This is a genomic window from Bradyrhizobium sp. B120 (assembly GCF_049075665.1).
Lineage (GTDB): Bacteria > Pseudomonadota > Alphaproteobacteria > Rhizobiales > Xanthobacteraceae > Bradyrhizobium.
Genome location: NZ_CP185242.1, coordinates 2574908 through 2596400 on the forward strand (window position 1 = coordinate 2574908; position 21493 = coordinate 2596400).

The following is a 21493-nucleotide window of genomic DNA, read 5'->3' on the forward strand; positions in this document are numbered from 1 at the left end:
TCGCTTCCTGCCGTTGGTTGCCCGCTTGAGCGTTTTCGAGCGCAGTGGACACCGGTTCGCGTGAAGAAAACGCGCCAAAGCAAAGTCTCGAGCTCCGGACCGGGTTGAACCGGGACCGGGGCTCTAGACCACCGGCGACCGGCCACCATCGACATTGATGGCGGTGCCGGTGATGTAGGAGCCTTGCTCCGAGGCCAGGAAGCAGGCGAGGTTGGCGAACTCCTCCGCCGTGCCGATGCGGCCGAGCGGCGTGCCCTTGGCAAGGCCCTTGGCGAATTCCCCGAAATCCGTGTTCGGCGCCTGGGCGGCGTGCCGCTTGACCCATTGATCGCTCATGATCAGCCCGACCAGCAGCGCATTCACCAGGATGTTGTGCTCGCCGCCTTCATTGGCCATCACCTTGGTCAGCGCCATGCCGGCGGCACGCGACACCGAGGTCGGCGCGGAATTGCCGGCCGGCGCCTTCGCAAAGGTGTTGAGCACGTTGATGATCCGGCCCCATTTGCGCTGCTTCATGCCCGGCCACACGAGGCGGCTGGAGCGGATCGCGGCGAACAGTTTCAGGTCGAGGTCCTCCTGCCAGGCCTCGTCGCTGATGTTCTCGAAGGCCAGCGTGCGCGCGGTGCCCGCGTTGTTGACCAGCACGTCGATCTTGCCGAGATCCGCGACGATCTGGTCGTGTGCCTTGGCGATGTCGGCGGCCTTCGCGACATCGCAGACGTAGTCGCGCACCACAAGGCCGTCCCTGGCGAGCGCCTCGCGCGCCGCCGCGAGGTCGGCCGCGCCGCGGGCGAGGATCGCGACCTTGGCGCCGGATTCTGCAAACCGCCGCGCCACCGCGATCCCGATGCCCTTGCTGCCGCCGGTGACCACCGCGACGCGGTCCTTCATTGATAGGTTCATTGTTGTTCTCCCTGGGGCTGGCCCTGAGAGAACGCTATCAAACCGACAGCGCGACCAACAAGGTCATGCAGAGCAGGTGTGCTGTGACGATTATCGCGAGATGGAGCGGGCCGGACATCGGATACCTCCATTGTGGGGGCGACACGCATCCCGTGAGGTGAGCACGTCGCTTGTCTCCCCCCCTGAAAGGGGGAGGGCGGGGTGGGGTTGCTCTCCACGGACGCCGGCGTCTGTGGAGGTAGGATCCCCACCCGGTTTGCTGCGCAAACCGACCTCCCCTTTTCAAGGGGAGGTGAGGATCGCTAGTTCAAGCTCGCGCTTGCCGTGAAACTGCGGTCGACGGCCTTGCCGACATCCAGCGTCCTGCCGAGGATGCCGTAGCGCGTGGCGCGGTCGGAGGCGGCCTGCACTTCCTTCACCACGGCCTCGTCGATCGCGATCGGGCTGGTCTTCTGCGCGGTGTAGGCGGCGAGCAGCACGTCTTCCGGCAGTTTTGTGAGTTCGGCCGTGCTCTTCGCGTATTCGGCAAGATGGTCGAGCGACCACAACCGCGCCTTGTTCAACCGCTGCACCAAATCCTGCACCGCCGCGCGCTTGGTCGCGATCGCGTTGTCGGAGGCGACGATGAAGGTGATGGTCGGCGTCAAGCCCTCGCCATCGGCGACGACGCGCGCATTGTCCTTCAGGGTTGCAAAGGAGACGTAGGGCTCCCAAACCGCCCAACCGTCGATTGAACCGGCAACAAGCGCGATCTTGGCGTCGACCGGGCCGAGCGGGGCGAAGGTTGCGTCTTCGATCCGGTTGCCGGCTTTTTCCAGCGTCGCGTCGATCAGGAATTGGCCCCAGCCGCCCCGCGTGCCGGCGAGGCGCTTGCCCTTCAGATCGGCCGCCGTCTTGATCGGCGAATCCCCGCGCACCAGGATCGCCTGAGTCTTCGGATCGGCGCGCGTGCCGCCGATCGCCTTGATCGGCGCGCCGGACGCATAGACCGTGAGGAAGGCAAGCTCGCCGGTGTAGCCGACGTCGAGCGCGCCGGCATTGATCGCCTCCAGGATCGGGGCTGCGGCCGGGAATTCCGACCATTCGATCTTGTAGGGCAGATCCTTGGCAAAGCCGGAGATCTCGAGCAGCGAGCGGTTGCCGCCCTTCTGGTCGCCGACCCGCAGCACGATCGCATCGGCCGCGAAAGCCGCGGCCGATGTCGACAGCGTGATCACGGCTGTGATCAGCGCGGCCGCGGTGCGACGTGTGAAACTATAGGGAGAACCCGGGCGGGTCAGTTTGCGCATATGCATTTTCTTTCTGATTCATTCGCTGCTCGTCGGGAAGCGCGGCAGCGTTTGACCAAGTCTATGAGCAAGCAGCTCGCCGTCAACGAAACGGAAAACTGAAATCAGCCCGTGCGCAGCAAGGATGATCTCGCCGAGCCCTTGTGCGTAGAAGACATCGCGCAAGCGGCGATGTTTCGCTCAAATTTGGTGCAATCGATGCCGTTCTGTTGCACGTCTGCGCCGCGACAGCAGCGAAAATCCTTCCATCGTCGCGCGCTGCGATCGTGGAGAGTTCAGCTGCCGCGCCGACTACATTCGAAATTCCATTTCATTGACGGTGAACTTGTCGCGCCGCATCATTTGCGCGTTGCTTTGAGGGCAATAGCGCCGGAGAAATCCGCCTCTTCTAAACCATGAGCTTCGAACGACGGGGCGCGCGGACGGAGACGTTTGCGCGCGGGGCGGAGCCTTGCCGAAATGCAGGAGTGATGATGTCGACAGATAACAAGAAGACGGTGATGGATCGCCGCACCTTGCTGCGCGCGGGGGCCGCCGCAGCGTTTGCCGCGCCGATCGGCGCCTATAGCGCGCAGGCCTTCGCGCCGCGCCCGGTCGCATCGGCGATCGACTTCTCCGAATTCCCGATCTGCAAGGCTGCCTCCGATGCGCCGCCGCTGGCAGGCGCGCCGCGCAAGCTGAAATTGTCCTGGAACGCCGGCGCGGTCTGCCTCGCGCCGCTGCCGGTCGCGATCGACCATGGCTTCTTCCAGAAGCAGAATCTCGACGTCGAGCTCGTCAACTATTCCGGCTCGACCGACCAGCTGCTGGAGGCGATCGCCACCGGCAAGAGCGACGCCGGGCTCGGCATGGCGCTGCGCTGGCTGAAGCCGCTGGAGCAGGGGTTCGACGTCAAGATCGCCGCCGGCACCCATGGCGGCTGCATGCGCGTCCTGACCCGCACCAATTCCGGCGTCGGCAAACTCGCCGATCTCAAGGGCAAGATCGTCGCGGTCGGCGATCTCGCAGGTCCCGACAAGAATTTCTTCTCGATCCAGCTCTCCAAGCTCGGCATCGACCCGGTGAGGGACGTCGACTGGCGCGCCTATCCCGGCAATCTGTTGAACGTCGCGGTCGAGAAGGGCGAGGTGCAGGCCTTCCTGTCGTCGGATCCGCTGGCCTATCTCTGGCTGAAGGACACGCAGTACAAGGAGGTCGCCTCCAATCTCGACGGCGAATACCGCGACAAGAGCTGCTGCATCGTCGGCCTGCGCGGCAGCCTGGTGCGGGAAGAGCCGCATGTGGCTCGCGCCATTACCCAAGCGCTGCTCGATGCCGCGATGTTCACCTCGCAGAATCCGGACAAGGCGGCAAAATCGTTCCAACCCTATGCGCCGAAGGCGGCGAGCCTCGCCGATCTCGAGGCGATGGCGCGCTACCACACCCACCACCATCACCCGACCGGTGAGGTGCTCAAGCGCGAGCTGAAGGGCTACGCCGACGACCTGAAATCGGTGCAGGTGTTCAAGCAGAGCACCGACACGGCCAAATTCGCGGAGCGGATCTATGTCGACGTATTCAGTGTCTGACACGACGGCCGCGGCCGCGCCGCGCGCCGCGGTTACGTTCTCGAACCTCTCGGGCAGCTATGGTGTTGGCCTCGCGGCAACCCTTGCCTGGCTCGCGTTCGGGCTGTCATGCCTCTATTGGCCCGATGTCGGCGATTGGTCGCGGACGGAATCGCTCGGCATCGGTGCAATCGTCATCGCCGCCTTCATCCTGTTCGGTACGTTCAGCGCCGATTATCTCGGTAGCGCCGGGCAGGCGTTGCGCAAGCGCGCGCCATGGCTGGTGGCCTTCGGCGCGTTCGTGACGCTGTGGGAGGTCGCCACCGCGAAGTTCGCCTGGCTGCCGCTGCCGTTCTTTCCGCCGCCGCAGTCGATCCTGGAGGTCTATACCGACGATCTGCCAAAACTGCTCGACAGCGTGTTCGCCTCGATCAAGCTGCAGCTCGGCGGCTACATCATCGGCGCGACGGTCGGCTTCATCACCGGCGTCTCGATCGGCTGGTCGCAGAAGATCGGCTACTGGGTGCATCCGGTGCTGCGCTTCATCGGCCCGCTGCCCGCCACGGCCTGGCTGCCGATCGCGTTCTTCACCTTCCCGTCGAGCTGGAGCGCCTCGACCTTCCTGATCGCGCTTGCCACCGGATTTCCGGTGACGGTGCTGACCTGGTCGGGCGTGGCGAGCGTCAGCAGCGCTTATTACGACGTCGCGCGCACGCTCGGCGCCAAGCCGTCGTTCCTGGTACTCAAGGTCGCGATCCCCGCCGCGCTGCCGCACGTGTTCGTCGGCCTGTTCATGGGGCTCGGCTCGTCCTTTGCGGTGCTCGTGGTTGCCGAGATGATCGGCGTCAAGGCCGGGCTCGGCTGGTATTTGCAATGGGCGCAGGGCTGGGCGGCCTATGCCAACATGTATGCGGCGCTGATCGTGATGTCGCTGCTCTGCTCCGGCGCGATCACGCTGCTGTTCAAGACCCGTGACCGCCTGCTGGTCTGGCAGAAGGGTGTCGTAAAATGGTAGTGCAGTCCACAGCCGAGGCAATCACCTATCCCGCCGTCGGCGCCGAGCTCGATATCGAAGGCGTCAGCCACGCCTTCGATATCGACGGCGCGGTGCTACCGGTGCTCGACAGTGTCAGCCTTTCGATCGCGCCCGGCGAATTCGTCGCGCTGCTCGGCCCGTCCGGCTGCGGCAAGTCGACCTTGCTGCGGCTGGTGGCTGGGCTGGAGAAGCCGCGCAGCGGTTCGCTGCGCGAGGATGAAGTCCGCATCGGTGGCCCGCATCCGTCGCGTGTCGTCGTGTTCCAGGATCCGACGCTGTTTCCGTGGCGCTCGGTCTGGGACAATGTCGCGCTCGGGCTGGAAGCGCAGGGCATCCTGAAGGCGCAGCGGCACCGGGTCGATGCCGTGATCGAGCTGGTCGGCTTGTCCTCGTTCCGCAACGCCTATCCGCACCAGCTCTCCGGCGGCATGGCGCAGCGCGTGGCGCTGGCGCGCGCGCTGGTCAACGATCCGAAGATCCTGGTGCTCGACGAGCCGCTCGGCAAGCTCGATTCGCTGACGCGGATCGCGATGCAGGCCGAGCTCGTGGCGCTGTGGCAGCGCAAGGGTTTCACCACGCTGCTCGTCACCCACGACGTTGAGGAAGCGCTGGTGCTGGCCAACCGCGTCATCGTGCTCTCCGATCGTCCCGCGCGGATCAAGGCCGATATCGCGGTCGGGCGGCCATACCCGCGGCATCGCGGCGATCCCTATCTGGCCGAGCTGCGCAAGCAGATCCTCGGGCTGCTCGGACTGGAGGCGACATGGTGACGACCGCGGCGAGGGAGCTGCCGTCGGCGAACCAGCCGGAGCACATCGCGCGCGCATTGCGGCTCGCCGAGGTGTTTGCCGCGCGCGCGCCCGCGCACGATCGCGATGCCAGCTTTCCGTTCGAGAATTTCGCTGACCTGTCGCGCGAAGGGCTGCTGGCGCTGACCGTGCCCGTGGCGCTCGGCGGGGGCGGGGCGGGCGCGCGCGATGCCACGCGCGTGCTCGGCATCATCGGCAAGGCCGATCCGTCGACCGCGCTGGTGCTGTCGATGCATTACATCCAGCACCTGGTGATGGCGCGCAGCACGCGCTGGCCGGCACGTCTGTCGCGCAAGCTCGCAAAAGAAACGGTCGAGGGCGTGGCGCTGATCAACGCATTGCGCGTCGAGCCCGAACTCGGCTCGCCCGCGCGCGGCGGTCTGCCGGCGACCACGGCGCGCCGCACCGCAACCGGCTGGCGGATGACCGGCCGCAAGATCTATTCGACCGGTGCGCCGATCCTGAAATGGTATTCGGTGTGGGCGAAGACCGACGAGCAGGACGCCCGTGTCGGTTTGTTTCTGGTTCCGGCCGGGTTGCCGGGAACGCGGATCGAGGAAACCTGGGATCATCTCGGCCTGCGCGCCAGCGGCAGCCACACCGTGATCTTCGACGACGTCGTGTTTCCGCTGGACTCTGAGATCGACGTTCGCCGGCCCGACGACTGGAAGGTTCCTGACGTCACCCAGGCGACCGTGCACGCAATCTTCGTCGCCGCGATCTATGACGGCATCGCCCGCGCGGCCCGCGACTGGCTGGTCAAATTCCTGAAGGAGCGGGTGCCCGCCAATCTCGGCGCGCCGCTGGCGACGCTGCCGCGCATGCAGGAGGTCGTCGGCGGCATCGAGGCCCGGCTTGCCGTCAATGCCCGCCTGATCGACAGCTTTGCCGCCGATTTCGATAACGGCTTCCCGCTGTCCGCGATCGAGTCTAACATCATCAAGCTGACCGTGACCAATAACGCCGCAGCAGTGGTGGAGGATGCCTTGTCGCTGACCAGCAATCACGGCCTGTCGCGAACCAATCCGCTGGAGCGGCATTACCGCGACGTGCTGTGCGGCCGCGTCCATACCCCGCAAGACGATGCCACCCGTGTCTCCGCCGGACGCTCCGCGCTGGGCGTCTGAAACAACAGCCAACAACAACGGAGTTGTCAGTCATGCCGGTCGAGTTCATCGGCTTCATCACCAACAACAATGCCTCCGAGACCATCGTCCGCTCCGGCCCGGTGCTCGATCCGCCCTATATCGAGACCGTCGCCAAGGCCCATGAGCTCGCCGGCTTCGATCGCGCGCTGCTGGCATTCCACTCGACGACGCCGGACGCGCTGCAGGTCGCGCAGCATGTCCTGACCATCACCAAGCAGCTCAAGGTGATGATCGCGCAGCGCCCGGGCTTCACCGCGCCGACGCTGCTGGCGCGGCAGCTTGCGACGCTGGATCAGTTCTATGGCGGCCGCGTCTCGCTCCATGTCATCACCGGCGGCAACGCCATCGAGCTGCGCCAGGACGGCAACACGCTCGACGACAAGGACGAGCGCTACGCCCGCACCAGCGAATTCCTCGACGTGGTGCGGCTGGAATGGACCAGCGACAAGCCGTTCAACTACAGCGGCAAGTATTACAACGTCGAGAACGGCTTCTCGCAGGTGAAGCCGTTGCAGAAGGGCGGCATCTACACCTTCGTCGGCGGCGGCTCGGATGCCGCGGTCGAGGTCGCGGGCAAGCACGCCGATACCTTCGCGCTGTGGGGTGAATCCTATGCGCAGGTGCGCGACGTCACCGCGCGGGTGCGCGCGGCCGCGGCCAAGCACGGCCGGCCGACGCCGCGCTTCAGCCTGTCGGTACGGCCGATCCTGGCCGACACCGAGGAGAAGGCCTGGGCGAAGGCGGAGCACATCCTGGCGCGCGCCACCGCGCTGCAGGACCAGACCGGCTACCGCCGGCCCAACCACGCGACCGACGGCGCCAAGCGGCTGTTGGCGCTGGCCGATCAGGGCATGCGCATCGACAAGCGGCTGTGGACCGAGATCGCAAAGCTCACCGGCGCCAACAGCAACACCACCGCGCTGGTCGGCACACCCGAGCAGGTCGCCGAGGTGTTCGCCGATTACTACGATCTCGGCGTCAGCCATTTCCTGATCCGCGGCTTCGATCCGCTGGTCGATGCCATCGACTATGGCCGCGAGCTGATCCCGCTGACCCGCAAGCTGATCGAAGCGCGCGACCAGCAGCGGGGGATTGCCGCCGAATGATCCGCCTCATTGTTGCGGCGGCGCTCGCGCTCGCCGCCATCGACGCGGCCTTCGCGCAGACCACGCTGCGCGTCGGCGACCAGAAGGGCAATTCGCAGGCCGTGATGGAAGCGGCCGGCGTGCTCAAGGACGTTCGCTACAAGATCGAATGGAAGGAGTTCGCCGCGGCGGCGCCGCTGCTGGAGGCGCTTGGGGCGGGCGCGATCGACACCGGCCTGGTCGGTGACGCGCCGTTCACGTTCGCGGCGGCGGCCAAAATCCCGGTCAAGGCGATTGCGGCCGTGCGGCAGTCGCGCGACGGGCTCGCGGTCGTGGTGCCGGAGAATTCCCCGATCAAGAGTTTTGACGATCTGCGCGGCAAGAAGATCGCAACCGGCCGCGGCTCGATCGGCCATCAGCTGATCCTGGCCGCGCTGGAATCCAAGGGCTGGCAGGCGAGCGACGTGCAGATCGTCTTCCTCGCGCCGTCGGATGCCAAGGTCGCCTACACGCAGGGTTCGGTCGACGCCTGGTCGACCTGGGAGCCCTATGTCAGCCAGGAAGAGGTGCTGTTCAAGTCGCGCCGCGTCATCACCGCCGACGGCATCACGCCCGGCCTCGGCTTCCAGGTCGCGACACCGGACGCGATCAAGGACAAGCGCGCCGAGCTCGAGGATTTCGTGCGTCGCCTCGCGGCCGCGCGCGCATGGTCGCAGAACAATGTCGAAGGCTATGCTGCGACCTGGGGCAGGCTGATGAACATCCCGCCTGCGGTGCCGCTGAACTGGCTGACGCGGGCCAAGATCCGGATCGCGCCGATCGACGACAGCGTGGTGGCCGACGAGCAGAAGACCATCGATCTCTACGACCGCTGGGGCCTGATCCGGCAGAAGATCAACGCCGCCGACATCGTCGACCGGTCGTTTGGCGGAGCCGTCGAGAAGGGCGCGGGGCTGTAGTCAATTTGCAAGCGACGCCAAACATTCAGCGTCGTCCTGGCGAAAGCCAGGACCCATTACCCCGGATGCTAGTCGTTGTACGACGCTGGGGCCACGATCCCGCTCACCGTCAAATTCGGTGGTAATGGGTCCTGGCTTTCGCCAGGACGACGGGCGTGGAGGGCTTACGCAACTTCTGAAGAGGCGACCGCTGCAAGCATCGCACGATTGCACCGCTAACGAACCCGTGATCTCGAAAACATCCATTCGTCCGCAGGCTACCGCGCGGCAAGGATTTTCCCCGTTCCGCGCATTCCAGAACCGCAACGTTGCTATTTTCGCCGCGGCCTTGCCGACCCTCCCGTCGCTGCCAAGATCAAAGACACGAACAATCGAGTCCGGGAGATCACCGTGGGCCTTCAAGAAACTCGCATCGAGTCGCTGCCGTTTGTGACCGCTGAACTGAATTATCTCGCGCCGACGCCGGGCAAGCCCCGGACTTACGCTTTCGATCCGCCGCCCGGCGAACCCAAATCCACCGCACTGCCCGAAGCTCACAATGTCCCGATCTTTGACGGGCGCCTGATCGCCGACAGCTTCTCGCTCGACCGCGAGGGCTTTGCGCTGGTCAAGCATCCGACCGTCGTGAAGGACTATTACGACGACAACGAAGTCCGCAATGTTTACTACCCGGCCGTCGAAGCCTTCCTCAAGGCGACGCTGAAGGCGGATCGCGTTTTCATCTTCGACCACACCGTGCGCAAGCGCGTCGAAGGTGCGGCTGACATCCGCGGCGGCGGCCCGCGCCAGCCCGCGACCCGCGTCCATGTCGACCAGACCGCCATCTCCGGCCACAACAGGGTGTTCGAGCATTTGCCCGGCGAGGCCGAGCAACTCGTCAAGGGCCGCGTCCAGGTGATCAATCTGTGGCGCCCGATCCGCGGCCCCTTGCGCGATTCGCCGCTTGCGATGGCCGACGGCACCACGATTGCCCCTGAGGATCTGATCGCTTCCGACCTGATCTACCCGAACCGCAGCGGCGAGACCTATTCGGTGAAGTACAATCCGAACCATCGCTGGTTCTACATTCCCGAGATGACGCCGGACGAGGCGATCCTGCTGAAATGCTACGACTCGGCGACCGACGGCCGCACGCGGTTTGGACCGCATACCGCCTTCGTCGATCCGACCACGCCTGCGGATGCCGCGCCGCGCGAGAGCATCGAGCTGCGCACGCTGGTGTTTCACAAGCAGTAGCAGTCACGACGACTCTTCCACGAATTCGTCATGCCCGGGCTTGTCCCGGGCATCCACGACTTTGGGGCTCCTCGAAGAAGACGTAGATCGCCGGGACAAGCCCGGCGATGACGAGATTTGGCCCGCGACAGGGCTCTGCCCGCAAACTTGGCACCGTCAGTCCAATAATGTTACGCCCGTCCCCCAACTGCTCGGGGAAAGGGCTACTCATGGACGGCGTGGTGACGAAGGAAGCAGCGGGGATCGGGTTCCGCGCCCTGGTCCTTGCCCTTCTGGCGCTGGCGTGTGGCCACATGCTGTCGACGCTGCTGCGCACGATCCCCGCGATCAGCCTCGACCTGATGGCGCGAGATTTCGGCACCTCGCCGCAGGCGCTGGCGAGCCTCACCTCGATCTATCATTTTTCCTTTGCTGCTTCGCAAATCCCGGTTGGCGCCGCGATGGACCGATTCGGCGTGCGGCCGGTGTCGCTGAGCCTGCTCGGAGGTACCGTGGTCGGTACGGTGGTCTCGGCGCTCGCCACCGGGCCCGCGAGCTTCGTGCTCGGACAACTGATGCTCGGTATCGCCACCTCGGGCATGCTGATGTGCCCGATGACGCTGGCCGCGAAGCAGATGTCGGCGGCGAAGTTCGGCCTTTGGTCCGGCCTGATTCTCTCGATCGGCAATATCGGCATGCTGCTGTCGGCAAGCCCGCTCGCCTTCGTGGTCGATCAGTTCGGCTGGCGCGCCGGCTTCTGGATCTCGGCCGGTTTCGGCATTGTCGTGCTGATCGCGGTGTTCGCGCTGGTGCCGCGGCAGCCGGCGGCGCATGCCGATGATTCCTCGCCCTTGCAGCAGATGGCCGAGGTGCTGCGGCTCGGCCTGTCGCGCGGCCTGCGTGGATTGATCGCGCTGTCGCTGGTGTCGCTCGGCGCGTCGCTGACGTTACGCGGCTTGTGGGGTGGGCCGTGGCTGATGGACGTGAAGGGGCTCAGCCGCATCGAGGCCGGCAATGTGCTCGGCCTGTTCACGCTGGCGATGATCATCGGCCCGGCCTGTATCGGCGCCATCGATCGCAAGTTCGGGCATCGCCGCACCATGGTGGCGTCGACCCATGCCGTCGCCGCGCTGCTGCTGGTGCTGATGGCCGCCGGCGCGCCGCATTTCCCGGTCTCGAACCTACTCGGCGCCGCCGTGATGCCGGTGCAGTATGATCTGGTGCTGCTGATCCTGATCGGGTTTGTGACCTCGGCGCAGCCGCTGATCTACGGCATGACGCGGCAGCTGGTCGACGCCCAGAACACCGGCAAGGCGCTGTCGTCGGTCAATCTCGCGTTTTTCCTCGGCGCAGCGCTGCTGCAATTCAGCACCGCCGGCGTTGCGGCGCTGTTCGGCCTGCCCGCGGTGCTGCTCTTCATCGCCGGCGCCCTGGTGATCGGGGTCGTGCTGTTCCTGATTTACACCAAAGCTTCCGGTAACTAGATCGCCTGCGCCTGCTTGCGGATCTCGTTGGCAAGCGGCCGCAGGGAATCGACCCCGCGCGGCCCGACGAGGCTATAGCCCGTGCCGCCGTCCGCCCAGGAGAAACCCGCGACGTCGCCGCCCGAATGCGCGGCCATCGGCGCGTTCTGATCCGACGTCATCGGACGGGTGAGGACCACAAGCCGCTCGCCGTGATCATCGTCGTACATGAACATGGCCGCGGGACCGTGCGGCGTCGGCACCACCCGTCCGCCCATCAAGCGATATCCCGACTTGCTCAGATCCGGCAGCTTGACCGGCTGACGCAGCCGGTTCGAGACCCATTGCACCAGTTCGGCGCTGTCGCGCAGCTCGACCGGTCGGGTGTGGTCCGAGGCGTAAACCTTGTAGGAATCGCTTGCCTCTTCGGCCAGCGCCGCAATCCCGCCGGCAGGTGCCAGCGTCGCGCTACGGACTGCCCATCCGCCGAGGCCGCCGATCGAGAGCATCAGCATCGCTGCGATCGCCCAGCGGAACGACGAGGGGCGGCGGCGCGGGCGCTCGATCATCCGGGCGAGGTTGAGCTGCGGCGGCAGCGGTTCCTCGGCAATCGGCAGCAATGCCGATCGCAGCAGGTTACGCTCATCGGAGTAGTCGGCGATGCGTTTGGCCACGTCCGGATGCTTTTCCAGATAGGCAATGATTTCCACCTCGCGCTCCGGCTCCAGCGCGCGATCCACATAGGCATGCAGATCGTCTTCGGTAATGGGTCTATTGCTCATGTCTTGTTCCGCAATTGCACGACATTGTTGTTCAGATCGCCGGCAGTCCCCTCCAGTTCCTGATGGAGCCGCTCACGGGCGCGCGCCAGGCGCGACATCACCGTGCCAATGGGCACGCCGAGCACCTTCGCGGCGTCGGCATAGGACAGGTCCTCGACGCCGACGAGCAGCAGGACCGCACGCTGGTCATGCGGAAGCCTTGCGAGCTTCGCCATGACGTCGCGATACGTCACCTTGTGCTCCTGCTCTGCGTCCTGACCGAATGCATCCTCGTTGGTTTCGTCGATCGCGACGTGGACGCCGCGCGTCGTTGTGCGGCGAAACTGGTTGATGGCGAGGTTGTGCAGGATGGCGAACAGCCACGGGCGCGGATTGTCCGACCGCCGCTGCTCCCAATGAATGACGGCGCGTTCGAGGCAGTCCTGCACCAAATCGTCGGCCGCTGCGTGGTCGCGGACCAGGGACCGCGCATACCGCCGCAAGGCGGGTATCAGCGGTTCGACGAGGCGCAGCATGTCGTTCATGGCGTTTGCACCTGGATGACCGCGCCGAGTTTGGCCGGCTCGCCTGACGTGATGACGAGATAGCGTCGTTCGGCCTTGGCCGCGCTCTGCACGATCTGCCGGATCGGCCCGGTGGTGTTGACGATGGCGGAGCCGGCGGGATTGGTCATGAAGGCTGCCAAAGGCTCCACGGAGCCTGTCCCGTCGGCACGTTCGGCCAATCCTAGCACATAGTGCTGCTTGGGTTCGAGCCCGGTGACCGATGCCTGCAGCACCTGGATCAGCCCCTGATCGAACAGCGAGACGCTGGTCGGCGGCTTGTCACCCTTGGCCTGCTTCTTCGGCGCGAGCGCGAGGTGGGCGACTTGGCCGGCGGCGCCAAGCGCCTGCAGGTTCTGGCGATCGTCAGGATTCGGCGCAGCGTTCGGCACGTAGGCTATGGCTTGGGGCGCCTGGCCGATCGGGATATTGGCAATCACCTTGTTGGTGGTGGTGTCGATCGCGGCCAGCGCATCGGCATTCTCGAGACCGACATAGATCCGCGTGCCGTCGCCGGACGGCCAGACGCCATGCGGGAGATTGCCGACGGGAATGGTCGCGATTTGGGAGAAGTCGTCGGTGCGAAACACCTTGACCTGGTTGGTGCCGCCGATGGTCACATAGGCGAAGGTCCCCTTGGCTGTCTTCGCGAAATTGACGTGGTTGGTGATCGGGCCGGTGTCGATGGTCTTGATCGGGTTGAACGGCGGCTTGGCGTTGAAGACCTGCGTCCTGCCGACATCCTTCAGCGTGAACCACACCTGCTCGCCGTCCGGCGTGGCCGCGATGTTCGGGCAGAACGGGCTTTCCTGCTTCACTTTCGCGACGATCTGGTGGTCGGCCACTGAGACCACGTCGGTCTCCGGATTGAACGACGAGCAGATGTAGCCGTACTTGCCGTCGGGCGAGAATATCTGCATGCCGGGTCCCGCCGGCACCTCGATCCGCATCGTTTCCTTGAAGCTCTGCGCGTCGATCACGGAGATGTAGTTCTCGCCGCGCACGGTGACCCACACTTCCTTGCCGTCGGGTGTGAAGAACGCCTCGTGCGGCGAGCGTCCGACATAGGTGACGTGCTTGACTGCGTTCGTTGCCGTGTCGATGAAGGTCACCGAATTCGAGCCGATCGAGACGATGGCGAGGGTGCGGTGGTCGGGCGAATAGCCCATGCCGTGGACCAGCACCTGCCCCTTGTAGAGCGGGCTGAAATTACCGGGCTGCGGGTCGCCGAGCCGGATCACGCCGAGCAGCTTGTTGTCGACGGGATCGGTGACCGACACCGTGTTCGAGAACTGCTCGGCGGCGTAGACGCGGTCGTGATGGCTGATCGGAATGTCGGGCGCGGACACAGCGCCCGGCGCCTGTCCCGCAAACGCCGACGTCGACAGCGCGATCATGCTGGTCGCCAACAGGCCCTTCATGAATTGGCTCGTCATCACTTGGTCTCCTGCTTCATCATGTCGTGGTGCATGTTCATGTGATCGTGGGTGGTCGCCGCCGGGGCGGGCCTCGCGCCGGGTTGTTGTGTCGGGGCGGGTGTCGTGTCCGTGACCTGTTCGCCGAGCGCGAGCTTCATGGCGTCGATCTCCTGGCGTTGCTCGACGATGATCTCCTGTGCGATCCGGCGCAGGCGCTCGTTCTTGCCGTAGCGGAGCTCGATCACGGCCATGTCGATCGCGCCCTGATGATGCGGCGTCATCATCGCGACGAAGTCGCGGTCGATATCGCCGCTCGGCTTGGCGGCCATGTCATTCATCATCTTGGTCATCGCGGCATCGTTTTCCGCGAGGAAGGCGCTCTCTTCGGCCGACTGCGCGGTCTGGGCCGGCTGATGGGCTTCTTGGGCGAGCACCACCGGGGAAACTGCGACGGTGAACAGAACACGCATGCCGAACACCGCGGCACCGAAGCCGGGTCTGGGGAATCGCAGGATCATCATGTTTCACCCTGAAGGTTGTCGCGGAGGGCCTCCGCGATCCAGTGGCTTGCATGGGTGGGACGCAGCAGTGTGAGTTCTATTCCGTCGCCAGATAGCTTCTTGTCGATCACGACTTGCTGATCGGCCGAATGGTCCGTTCCGGCCGAACCGGCCGATTTGCGATCGGCAAGCCACTGGCTATAAGAGGGAATTCCGGTTCCGCTCGGCCGGTTCCTCGATCCTCGCTGCGCAATCCCACGCGCCAACAAGGCCAAGATGTCCGCCAAGATCGATCCAATCACCCGCTCCGTGGTCCAGCACCGCCTGTCGTCGATCGTGAAGGAGATGGGCGAAGCCATGCTTCGCACCTCCTATTCGCAGATCCTCAATTCCAGCCGCGATTTCTCGCTGGCGATCTGCGACACCAGCGGGCGGCTCATCGCGCAGGCCGATCACATCCCGGTGCATGTCGGCGCCTTGCCCTGGGCGACGCTCGCGGTCGAGGAACGCTTCAAGGATGTCGCGCCCGGCGACGTCATCCTGCTCAACGATCCCTATCAGGGCGGCAGCCATCTGCCCGATCTCACCGCCTTCGTGCCGGTGTTCGACGGCGGCAAGCGATTGCTCTGGACCATCGTGCGCGCCCATCAGAGCGACATCGGCGGCGCCACGCATGGCGCCTACAATCCGGCCGCGACCGAGATCTATCAGGAAGGCCTTCGCATTCCGCCGATCAAGCTCTACGAGGCCGGCAAGCCGCGCGAGGATCTGCTCGACCTGCTGGCTTTGAACATCCGCAACCCCAGGGAATTCCGCGGCGACCTCGCGGCGATGCTGGGTGCCGCGCATCTCGGCGAGCGCCGCGTTGCAAAACTGTTCAGCGAGTTCGGCGCCGAGACCGTCGAAGCCGCGATCGAGGCGATCCTCGATGCCACTGAACAGCAGACCCGCGCCGTGGTGTCGACATGGAAGGACGGCGTGTTCTATGGCGAAGCCCTGCTCGACGATGACGGCCACGGCCGCAGCGACATCAAGATCGCGGCCAAGGTGACCAAGAAGGGCAGTGACATCGAGGTCGATCTCACCGGCTCCGATCCGCAGTCGACGAGTTTCGTCAACTCGTCGCACGCAAACATGCAGGCCGCGGTGGCGATGGCCTTTGCCTATCTGATCGACGCCGATATCCCAAAGAACACCGGCGCGCTGCGGCCGCTGAAAGTGGTGGCGAAGCAGGGCACCATCGTGTGGGCCGATCCCGGCCGTCCCGTGACGCTGTGCACCAGCCATCCTTCGAATGAGATCGTTGAAGCGATCATCAAGGCGATGTCGGCGTCCTGTCCGGATCGCGTGATGGGCGGCTGGGGCCGTAGATTCCGCATCGCGATCCAGGGCGAGGATCCGCGCAACGGACGCAATTTCATCTGGCACATGTTCCAGGCGCGGCCGGGCGGCGGCGCGTCGCCGGGCGGCGACGGCTATTCCTCGATCGGCGAGTGGCACTCGGTCGGCGGGCTCAAATTCGGCAGCATCGAGGTCGCCGAGGTGCGCTTTCCGCTGCATTTCCGCCAGCACGAGTTTAGGCCGGATTCCGGCGGCGACGGCCAGCATCGCGGCGGGCTCGGCGTCGCGCTCGACATGGTGCTGGAGACGGCAAAGCCCGCCAAGGGCAACACCGCCGGCGACGGCGCGCGCCACGGCCCCTGCGGCATGCTCGGTGGCAAGGACGGCGAGCCGCATCACTATCGCCTCTTGTCGGAAGGCCGCGCGCCGCGCGTGCTGAAGACCAAGGAGGTCGGCATCGAGTTGCGCCCGGGCGATTGCCTGGAGATCCGCTCCTCCGGTGGCGGCGGCTGGGGTCCATCGGAGAAGCGATCGGCGGAGGCGCGGGCGCGCGATGTCGCGCAAGGTCTAGTTTCGAAGGCGGTATAGGGCAGCGATGTACACGATTGGGGTTGACGTCGGCGGCACCTACACCGACCTGGTTGCGACGGATCAAACCGGGCGCACCGTTTTCGCGAAATCACCGTCCACGCCGGCCGATCAGTCGATCGGCGTCATGGCGGGACTTGAAGAGCTTGCCCGCCGCCTCGGCGTCACCCGCGCGGCGATGCTTGCGGCGACCGATCGTCTGGTGCACGGCACGACGGTTGCGACCAATGCGTTGTTGGAACGCAAGGGCGCCAAGGTCGCGCTGCTGACCACCGAGGGCCATCGCGACGTCGTCGAAATGCGCGAGGGGCTGAAGCCGGATCGCTACGATCTGCGTACGCCGCCGCCGGAGCCATTGGTGCCGCGCGAGCGACGGTTTGGCGTGCGCGAGCGGCTGAAGGCCGACGGCAGCGCCGCGATTGCGCTCGATGCCGCCGCGCTCGGCGACGTCATCGCCGAGGTGAAACGATCCGGCGCAAACTCAATCGCGGTCTGTTTCCTGCACGCCTATCTCAATCCGGCGCATGAACTCGCCGCGGTCGAGCGGCTGGCGAAGGAATTGCCCGATGTCAGCGTGTCGCGCTCGAGCGACGTGTTGCCGCAGATCAAGGAATATGAGCGCGTCTCGACCACCATCGTGAACGCCTATGTCGCGCCGACCGTGCGGCGCTATCTCACCAATCTGGAGCGCAGCCTGCATGAGGCCGGCTTCAAGGGCTCGCTGTTCGTCGTGCTGTCGCATGGCGGGATGGCGCCGGTGGAGGAGGCCTCGCGGCTCGCCGCGGGTACGGTGCTGTCGGGCCCGGCCGGCGGCATCTCCGGCAGCCGCCGCTGCGCCGAGATGCTCGGGATTCCCGATCTCGTGCCGTTCGACATGGGCGGCACCTCGACCGACATCTCGCTGATTGCTGACGGCGAGGCCTCGCTGTCCGCCGACGGCATGCTGGCCGGCCAGCGCATCGCGCTGCGCAGCCTCGACATTGCCAGCATCGCGGCCGGCGGTGGCTCGATCGCCGGTGTCGACGGCGGCCGCACGCTGCGGGTCGGGCCGGAGAGCGCGGGCTCGGTGCCGGGCCCGGCGTGCTACGGCAATGGCGGCCTGGCTGCCACCGTCACCGACGCCAATGTCGTGCTCGGCTATCTCGATGCGAGCGCCTTCATGGGCGGCGCGCGGCCGCTCGATCGCGCGGCGTCGGAAGCCGCGGTCGACCGGATCGCCGAGGCGCTCGAGCTGTCGCGGATCGAGGCTGCCGCCGGCATCTACAAGATGATCAATCTGAAGATGGCCGACGGCATCCGCCTGATGACGCTGCGCCGCGGCGTCGATCCCCGCAAATTCGCGCTGCTCAGTTTTGGCGGCGCCGCCGGCATGCACGCCGCCGAAGTCGCGCGCGAGCTCGAGATCAAGCGCATCATCGTGCCGACGGTCGCTTCCGTGCTGTCGGCCTGGGGCATGCTGACCAGCGATCTGCGCTACGAGGTCAGCCGCACCCATTACGGCACCGGACGGATCTCAGCCGATGAGGTGAGGGCGCTGTTCACCGGACTGGAGGAGCAGGCGGCCGGCCGTTTGCGCGACTGGTTCAAGGGCGACATCGCGATCGAGCGCTCGGCCGAGATGCGCTATGGCGAGCAGGTGTTCGAGATCGACGTGCCGCTCGGCGACCTCGACCTCGGCGCCGCGGATCTCGTGGCGCAGATCGAGGAGCGCTTCCATCGCCGCCACGAGGAACTCTACACCTATGCCTCGCGCGGGCAGGAGGTGGTGTTCGTCAACGCCCGTGTCGCCGCGGTCGGCAGGGTGGCGCGCGGTGGCGGCGATGTCGGCGAGGCCACCTCAGTCGCACCCTGCGCACCGCGCGGCAAGCGGCAGGCCTGGCTCGGTGGCTGGCGCGAGGTGCCGGTCTATGCGCTCGACGATCTCAAGCCCGGGCACTCACTCGCTGGTCCCGCGATCATTGAGGCCGAAACCACCACGGTTCTGGTCGACAGCGGCGATCGTGTCGCGGTCAACCCGCTGGGCTGGCTCGACATAACATTGCGCTGAGGTCCGCCTCCGCCATCAACATTTCATTTTCCCGGCATTGGCTTGGGCGATAAGGTCGCGTCCTTGGGAGGGAGCGCCGGCTGCTGCCGGCGTTTGTGGCGATGTTGATGCAAACAAAACGACAACCCGTACTTTCGATGTCCCTTGTCCTCGCCGCTGTTCTCGCGGCGTCGCCGTTGCGCGCCCAGCAGACGCCGGAGGCAGGCGGCAGCGAGATCCGCGTCGGCAACGTCATGCCCTACACCGGGCCGCTCGCGGCGTTCGCGACCATCGGGCGGGCGGAAGCGGCCTATTTCGACATGATCAACGAGCATGGCGGCATCAACGGTCGCAAGGTCAAGTTCGTCTCCGTCGATGACAGCTCCAATCCGAAGGCCGCGATGGAACAGACCCGCGATCTCGTTGAGAAGCAGGACGTGCTGTTGATGTTCGGCTCGTTCGGCACGCCGAGCAATCTCGCTGTGCGAAAGTATCTCAACGAGAAGAACATCCCGCAGCTGTTCGTCGCCTCCGGCGACGAGGAGTGGGCGCATCCGAAAACCTTTCCCTGGACCATGGGCTGGCAGCCGACCTTCCGTGCCGAGGGGCGGATCTACGCCAACTACATCCAGGCCGCCTATCCCTCGCGCAAGATCGCGGTGCTGTGGCAGAACGACCAGTTCGGCCGCGATCTCTTCCGGGGTTTGCAGGAAGGGCTCGGCGACACCGCCGGCATGATCGTCGCCGATCTCGCCTTCGACGCGTCGGAGACCGCGATCCAAAACCAGATCGGAATCCTGAAAGGCTCCGGCGCCGACATCCTGGTGTTCGACGGCGCGCCGGCGATCGCGGCGCGCGCGATCCGCGTGGCCGCCGACCTCGACTGGCACCCGGTGTTCATCCTCGACAATGCGTCGGCCTCGATCGCCAGCGCATTGCGGCCGGCGGGCCTGCAGAATTCGCTCGGCGTGATCTCGACCTCGTTCCTGAAAGACGCCGGCGACGCCTCCTGGAAGAACGATCCGCAGATCAAGGCGTGGGACGCCTTCATGGACAAGTACTATCCCGACGGCGACAAGGACGATATCTACGCCGTGTTCGGCTATGCCGCCGCCGACACGCTGATGCAGGTGCTGCGCCAATGCGGCGACGACCTGTCGCGCGAGAACATCATGCGGCAGGCCGCCTCGCTGAAGGACTACCAGAGCCCGATCGCGCTGCCCGGCATCGTGATCAACACCGGGCCGAAGGATTTCCGCCCGATCAAGCAAATGCGGCTGGTGCAGTTCGACGGCAACGCCTGGCAACCGATCGGCGACGTGATCGAGAGCGCGTTCACGCCGGTGCGGGAGGATAATTGAGATCGCGATCGTTGGAATTACGCGTCGTCCCGGCCTAGTGCGCAATTGCGCACGGGGGCCGGGACCCATTACCCCAACTGGAATTTGTTTTGCTCCGCTGGGGCGATAATCCCTCTCACACCACGCAGCTGTGGTTATGGGTCCCGGCTTTCGCCGGGACGACGGTGTGGAGGGACCTACTTCTTCAGCCCGTAGTTCAACAGCCCGCCCTTATTCTTCGCCGGATGCGCGCGCAGGCCTTCCTCGTTCGGCTCGGTGCCCCAGCCCGGACGATCGGGGATCACGAGATGGCCGTCGACGAACTCAGGCACGTGGGTGAACAGCTCGTGGTCCCAGGCCAGCCGATCGATGTCGGTCTCCATGATGCGCAGGTTCGGCACCGCCGCGCAGAAATGCGCGTTCATCATGGTGCAGAGATGGCCGTAGAAATTATGCGGCGCGACGTTGACCTCGAAATGCTCGGCGGCCGCGGCGATCTTCATCGACTGCCAGACGCCGTTCCACGGTGTGTCGATGATCGCGACGTCCATCGCCTGCTCGGTGAAATAGGGCAGGAACTCGCGCAGGCCCAAAAGCGTCTCGCAGGACGAGATCGGGTGCGGGCTCTGGCGGCGGATATAGCCGAGCGCCTGCGGGTTGAAGGTGTCGATCTCGACCCAGAACATGTCCATCTTCTCGATGGCACGCAGGATCTTCAGATACCCCTCGGTCTTGGCGTTGAAGTTGAGGTCGAGCAGGAGATCGACATCCGGCCCCGCGCCGTCGCGGATCGCCTCCAGATGCATGCAGAGATTGCGCAGCACATTGCGATCGACATTGATCTCGGGCTGGAACGGCGAGCCGAAGCCGGGGCGCCAGCCCTGCGGCTTGCCATCCGTGTAGACGAAGATGTTGGTCTTCATCGCCGAGAACTTCTTCTCGCGCACCTCGGCCCCGATCGCCTTGACGCCGTCGAGATCGGTGATGGCCGGCTTGTACCAATCCGGATGATTGATGCGCCAGGTCGCGCAATGCGACCAATAGACCCGCACGCGGTCGCGGATCTTGCCGCCGAGCAGGTCGTAGCAGGGCACGCCGAGCGCCTTGGCCTTGACGTCGAGCAGCGCGTTCTCGATGGCACCTAACGCCAGCGCCACCACGCCGCCGGCGGCGGGGCGCGTCGCGGCGAACAGATCGACATAGATCCGCTCGTGCTCGAACGCGTTCTTGCCGACCACCCGCGCCGACAGTCGCTCGATCGCGGCGGTCACGCCGGGCGCACCAAAGCCCTCGTCATATTCGCTCCAGCCGACCAGCCCGTCTGACGTCGTCACCTTGACGAAATGATAATTCCGCCAGCCGGCATCACAGGCGAGCGTCTCGACGCTTTTGATGGTGGTGGATTTGCTCATGGTTTCCTGCCCGGCGTTTGTTGGTGTTGAAGAGAGCACAATAGCGGATCGAGCAATGCGTCAACCGCACGGCGGCAGACCGTCAGCGCA

General features: G+C 65.5%; 20 protein-coding genes. 11 read left to right on the top strand and 9 right to left on the bottom strand.

The annotated features are described in order from the left end of the window. Nucleotides 1-123: 123 nt before the first annotated feature. From ACOIX3_RS11840 to ACOIX3_RS11850, 3 genes are all read right to left on the bottom strand, one after another. Entirely contained in the window at nt 124-903 is a 780-nt protein-coding gene (locus ACOIX3_RS11840) for an SDR family oxidoreductase (RefSeq protein ID WP_420969987.1), read from the bottom strand. Between the two features lie 302 nt (nt 904-1205). Next, nucleotides 1206-2192, bottom strand: coding sequence for an ABC transporter substrate-binding protein (locus tag ACOIX3_RS11845; protein ID WP_420969989.1), 987 nt, complete (start codon nt 2190-2192; stop codon nt 1206-1208). 18 nt (nt 2193-2210) lie between these two features. Further along, entirely contained in the window at nt 2211-2357 is a 147-nt protein-coding gene (locus tag ACOIX3_RS11850) for a hypothetical protein (RefSeq protein WP_420969991.1), read from the bottom strand. Nucleotides 2358-2662: 305 nt separating this feature from the next. On the opposite strand from ACOIX3_RS11850, the gene ACOIX3_RS11855 reads away from it, so the two are divergent. From ACOIX3_RS11855 to ACOIX3_RS11890, 8 genes are all read left to right on the top strand, one after another. Beyond that, the gene (locus tag ACOIX3_RS11855) at nt 2663-3760 is read left to right on the top strand and encodes an ABC transporter substrate-binding protein (RefSeq protein ID WP_420969993.1); all 1098 of its coding nucleotides are present in this window, start codon (nt 2663-2665) and stop codon (nt 3758-3760) included. Next, a complete protein-coding gene (locus tag ACOIX3_RS11860) occupies nt 3738-4754 on the top strand; it encodes an ABC transporter permease (RefSeq protein ID WP_420969995.1) in 1017 nt (338 codons plus the stop codon). The genes ACOIX3_RS11855 and ACOIX3_RS11860 overlap by 23 nt, the downstream gene beginning before the upstream one ends. Continuing rightward, complete coding sequence (locus ACOIX3_RS11865) at nt 4748-5545, top strand: ABC transporter ATP-binding protein (RefSeq protein ID WP_420969996.1); 798 nt, start codon at nt 4748-4750, stop codon at nt 5543-5545. The genes ACOIX3_RS11860 and ACOIX3_RS11865 overlap by 7 nt, the downstream gene beginning before the upstream one ends. Further along, complete coding sequence (locus ACOIX3_RS11870; RefSeq protein WP_420969998.1) at nt 5539-6711, top strand: acyl-CoA dehydrogenase family protein; 1173 nt, start codon at nt 5539-5541, stop codon at nt 6709-6711. Before ACOIX3_RS11865 ends, ACOIX3_RS11870 begins: the two co-directional genes overlap by 7 nt. A gap of 32 nt (nt 6712-6743) precedes the next feature. Next, nucleotides 6744-7838 (top strand): LLM class flavin-dependent oxidoreductase, encoded by a 1095-nt coding sequence (locus ACOIX3_RS11875; protein WP_420970000.1) that lies wholly within the window; start codon nt 6744-6746, stop codon nt 7836-7838. Further along, nucleotides 7835-8776: an ABC transporter substrate-binding protein gene (locus ACOIX3_RS11880; RefSeq protein ID WP_420970002.1), complete on the top strand. Its 942-nt coding sequence runs from the start codon at nt 7835-7837 to the stop codon at nt 8774-8776. The genes ACOIX3_RS11875 and ACOIX3_RS11880 overlap by 4 nt, the downstream gene beginning before the upstream one ends. Nucleotides 8777-9166: 390 nt before the next feature. Further along, nucleotides 9167-10012, top strand: a complete 846-nt coding sequence (locus ACOIX3_RS11885; protein WP_420970004.1) for a CmcJ/NvfI family oxidoreductase — start codon at nt 9167-9169, stop codon at nt 10010-10012. A 209-nt stretch (nt 10013-10221) separates the two neighbouring features. Continuing rightward, on the top strand, nt 10222-11475 hold the full coding sequence (locus ACOIX3_RS11890; protein ID WP_420970006.1) for an MFS transporter: 1254 nt from the start codon (nt 10222-10224) through the stop codon (nt 11473-11475). Here ACOIX3_RS11890 and ACOIX3_RS11895 read toward each other — a convergent pair. Genes ACOIX3_RS11895 through ACOIX3_RS11915 form a run of 5 tightly spaced genes read right to left on the bottom strand, consistent with a single transcriptional unit; the run spans nt 11472 to nt 14983 of the window. After that, nucleotides 11472-12236, bottom strand: coding sequence for an anti-sigma factor family protein (locus ACOIX3_RS11895; RefSeq protein ID WP_420970007.1), 765 nt, complete (start codon nt 12234-12236; stop codon nt 11472-11474). The two genes, ACOIX3_RS11890 and ACOIX3_RS11895, sit on opposite strands and share 4 nt — an antisense overlap. Continuing rightward, on the bottom strand, nt 12233-12760 hold the full coding sequence (locus tag ACOIX3_RS11900) for an RNA polymerase sigma factor (RefSeq protein WP_420970009.1): 528 nt from the start codon (nt 12758-12760) through the stop codon (nt 12233-12235). Before ACOIX3_RS11900 ends, ACOIX3_RS11895 begins: the two co-directional genes overlap by 4 nt. Continuing rightward, on the bottom strand, nt 12757-14214 hold the full coding sequence (locus ACOIX3_RS11905; RefSeq protein WP_420970011.1) for a YncE family protein: 1458 nt from the start codon (nt 14212-14214) through the stop codon (nt 12757-12759). Before ACOIX3_RS11905 ends, ACOIX3_RS11900 begins: the two co-directional genes overlap by 4 nt. Then, on the bottom strand, nt 14214-14666 hold the full coding sequence (locus ACOIX3_RS11910; protein ID WP_420971717.1) for a DUF305 domain-containing protein: 453 nt from the start codon (nt 14664-14666) through the stop codon (nt 14214-14216). The genes ACOIX3_RS11905 and ACOIX3_RS11910 overlap by 1 nt, the downstream gene beginning before the upstream one ends. Before the next feature lie 47 nt (nt 14667-14713). After that, nucleotides 14714-14983, bottom strand: coding sequence for a hypothetical protein (locus ACOIX3_RS11915; RefSeq protein WP_420970013.1), 270 nt, complete (start codon nt 14981-14983; stop codon nt 14714-14716). On the opposite strand from ACOIX3_RS11915, the gene ACOIX3_RS11920 reads away from it, so the two are divergent. The 3 genes from ACOIX3_RS11920 (at nt 14973) to ACOIX3_RS11930 (ending at nt 20012) form a co-directional block, all read left to right on the top strand. Continuing rightward, nucleotides 14973-16625 carry a hydantoinase B/oxoprolinase family protein gene (locus ACOIX3_RS11920; protein WP_420970015.1) on the top strand — a complete coding sequence of 551 codons (1653 nt, stop codon included), beginning with the start codon at nt 14973-14975 and terminating at the stop codon, nt 16623-16625. The two genes, ACOIX3_RS11915 and ACOIX3_RS11920, sit on opposite strands and share 11 nt — an antisense overlap. A 7-nt stretch (nt 16626-16632) precedes the next feature. Continuing rightward, entirely contained in the window at nt 16633-18672 is a 2040-nt protein-coding gene (locus tag ACOIX3_RS11925; RefSeq protein ID WP_420970016.1) for a hydantoinase/oxoprolinase family protein, read from the top strand. Between the two features lie 107 nt (nt 18673-18779). Then, entirely contained in the window at nt 18780-20012 is a 1233-nt protein-coding gene (locus ACOIX3_RS11930; RefSeq protein WP_420970017.1) for an ABC transporter substrate-binding protein, read from the top strand. A 176-nt stretch (nt 20013-20188) separates the two neighbouring features. Here the strand turns inward: ACOIX3_RS11930 and ACOIX3_RS11935 are convergent, their stop codons facing one another. Then, the gene (locus tag ACOIX3_RS11935; protein ID WP_420970018.1) at nt 20189-21403 is read right to left on the bottom strand and encodes a mandelate racemase/muconate lactonizing enzyme family protein; all 1215 of its coding nucleotides are present in this window, start codon (nt 21401-21403) and stop codon (nt 20189-20191) included. Between the last annotated feature and the right edge of the window lie 90 nt (nt 21404-21493).

What these genes read in the sequence shown, in the direction of transcription:
- ACOIX3_RS11925 (WP_420970016.1), top strand. Translation starts at nt 16,633, where the DNA reads ATGTACACGATTGGGGTTGACGTCGGCGGCACCTACACCGACCTGGTT.
- ACOIX3_RS11890 (WP_420970006.1), top strand. Translation starts at nt 10,222, where the DNA reads ATGGACGGCGTGGTGACGAAGGAAGCAGCGGGGATCGGGTTCCGCGCC.
- ACOIX3_RS11910 (WP_420971717.1), bottom strand. Translation starts at nt 14,666, where the DNA reads ATGCGTGTTCTGTTCACCGTCGCAGTTTCCCCGGTGGTGCTCGCCCAA.
- ACOIX3_RS11920 (WP_420970015.1), top strand. Translation starts at nt 14,973, where the DNA reads ATGTCCGCCAAGATCGATCCAATCACCCGCTCCGTGGTCCAGCACCGC.
- ACOIX3_RS11900 (WP_420970009.1), bottom strand. Translation starts at nt 12,760, where the DNA reads ATGAACGACATGCTGCGCCTCGTCGAACCGCTGATACCCGCCTTGCGG.
- ACOIX3_RS11875 (WP_420970000.1), top strand. Translation starts at nt 6,744, where the DNA reads ATGCCGGTCGAGTTCATCGGCTTCATCACCAACAACAATGCCTCCGAG.
- ACOIX3_RS11855 (WP_420969993.1), top strand. Translation starts at nt 2,663, where the DNA reads ATGATGTCGACAGATAACAAGAAGACGGTGATGGATCGCCGCACCTTG.
- ACOIX3_RS11845 (WP_420969989.1), bottom strand. Translation starts at nt 2,192, where the DNA reads ATGCGCAAACTGACCCGCCCGGGTTCTCCCTATAGTTTCACACGTCGC.
- ACOIX3_RS11895 (WP_420970007.1), bottom strand. Translation starts at nt 12,236, where the DNA reads ATGAGCAATAGACCCATTACCGAAGACGATCTGCATGCCTATGTGGAT.
- ACOIX3_RS11870 (WP_420969998.1), top strand. Translation starts at nt 5,539, where the DNA reads ATGGTGACGACCGCGGCGAGGGAGCTGCCGTCGGCGAACCAGCCGGAG.
- ACOIX3_RS11840 (WP_420969987.1), bottom strand. Translation starts at nt 903, where the DNA reads ATGAACCTATCAATGAAGGACCGCGTCGCGGTGGTCACCGGCGGCAGC.
- ACOIX3_RS11935 (WP_420970018.1), bottom strand. Translation starts at nt 21,403, where the DNA reads ATGAGCAAATCCACCACCATCAAAAGCGTCGAGACGCTCGCCTGTGAT.
- ACOIX3_RS11865 (WP_420969996.1), top strand. Translation starts at nt 4,748, where the DNA reads ATGGTAGTGCAGTCCACAGCCGAGGCAATCACCTATCCCGCCGTCGGC.
- ACOIX3_RS11905 (WP_420970011.1), bottom strand. Translation starts at nt 14,214, where the DNA reads ATGACGAGCCAATTCATGAAGGGCCTGTTGGCGACCAGCATGATCGCG.
- ACOIX3_RS11880 (WP_420970002.1), top strand. Translation starts at nt 7,835, where the DNA reads ATGATCCGCCTCATTGTTGCGGCGGCGCTCGCGCTCGCCGCCATCGAC.
- ACOIX3_RS11860 (WP_420969995.1), top strand. Translation starts at nt 3,738, where the DNA reads ATGTCGACGTATTCAGTGTCTGACACGACGGCCGCGGCCGCGCCGCGC.
- ACOIX3_RS11930 (WP_420970017.1), top strand. Translation starts at nt 18,780, where the DNA reads ATGCAAACAAAACGACAACCCGTACTTTCGATGTCCCTTGTCCTCGCC.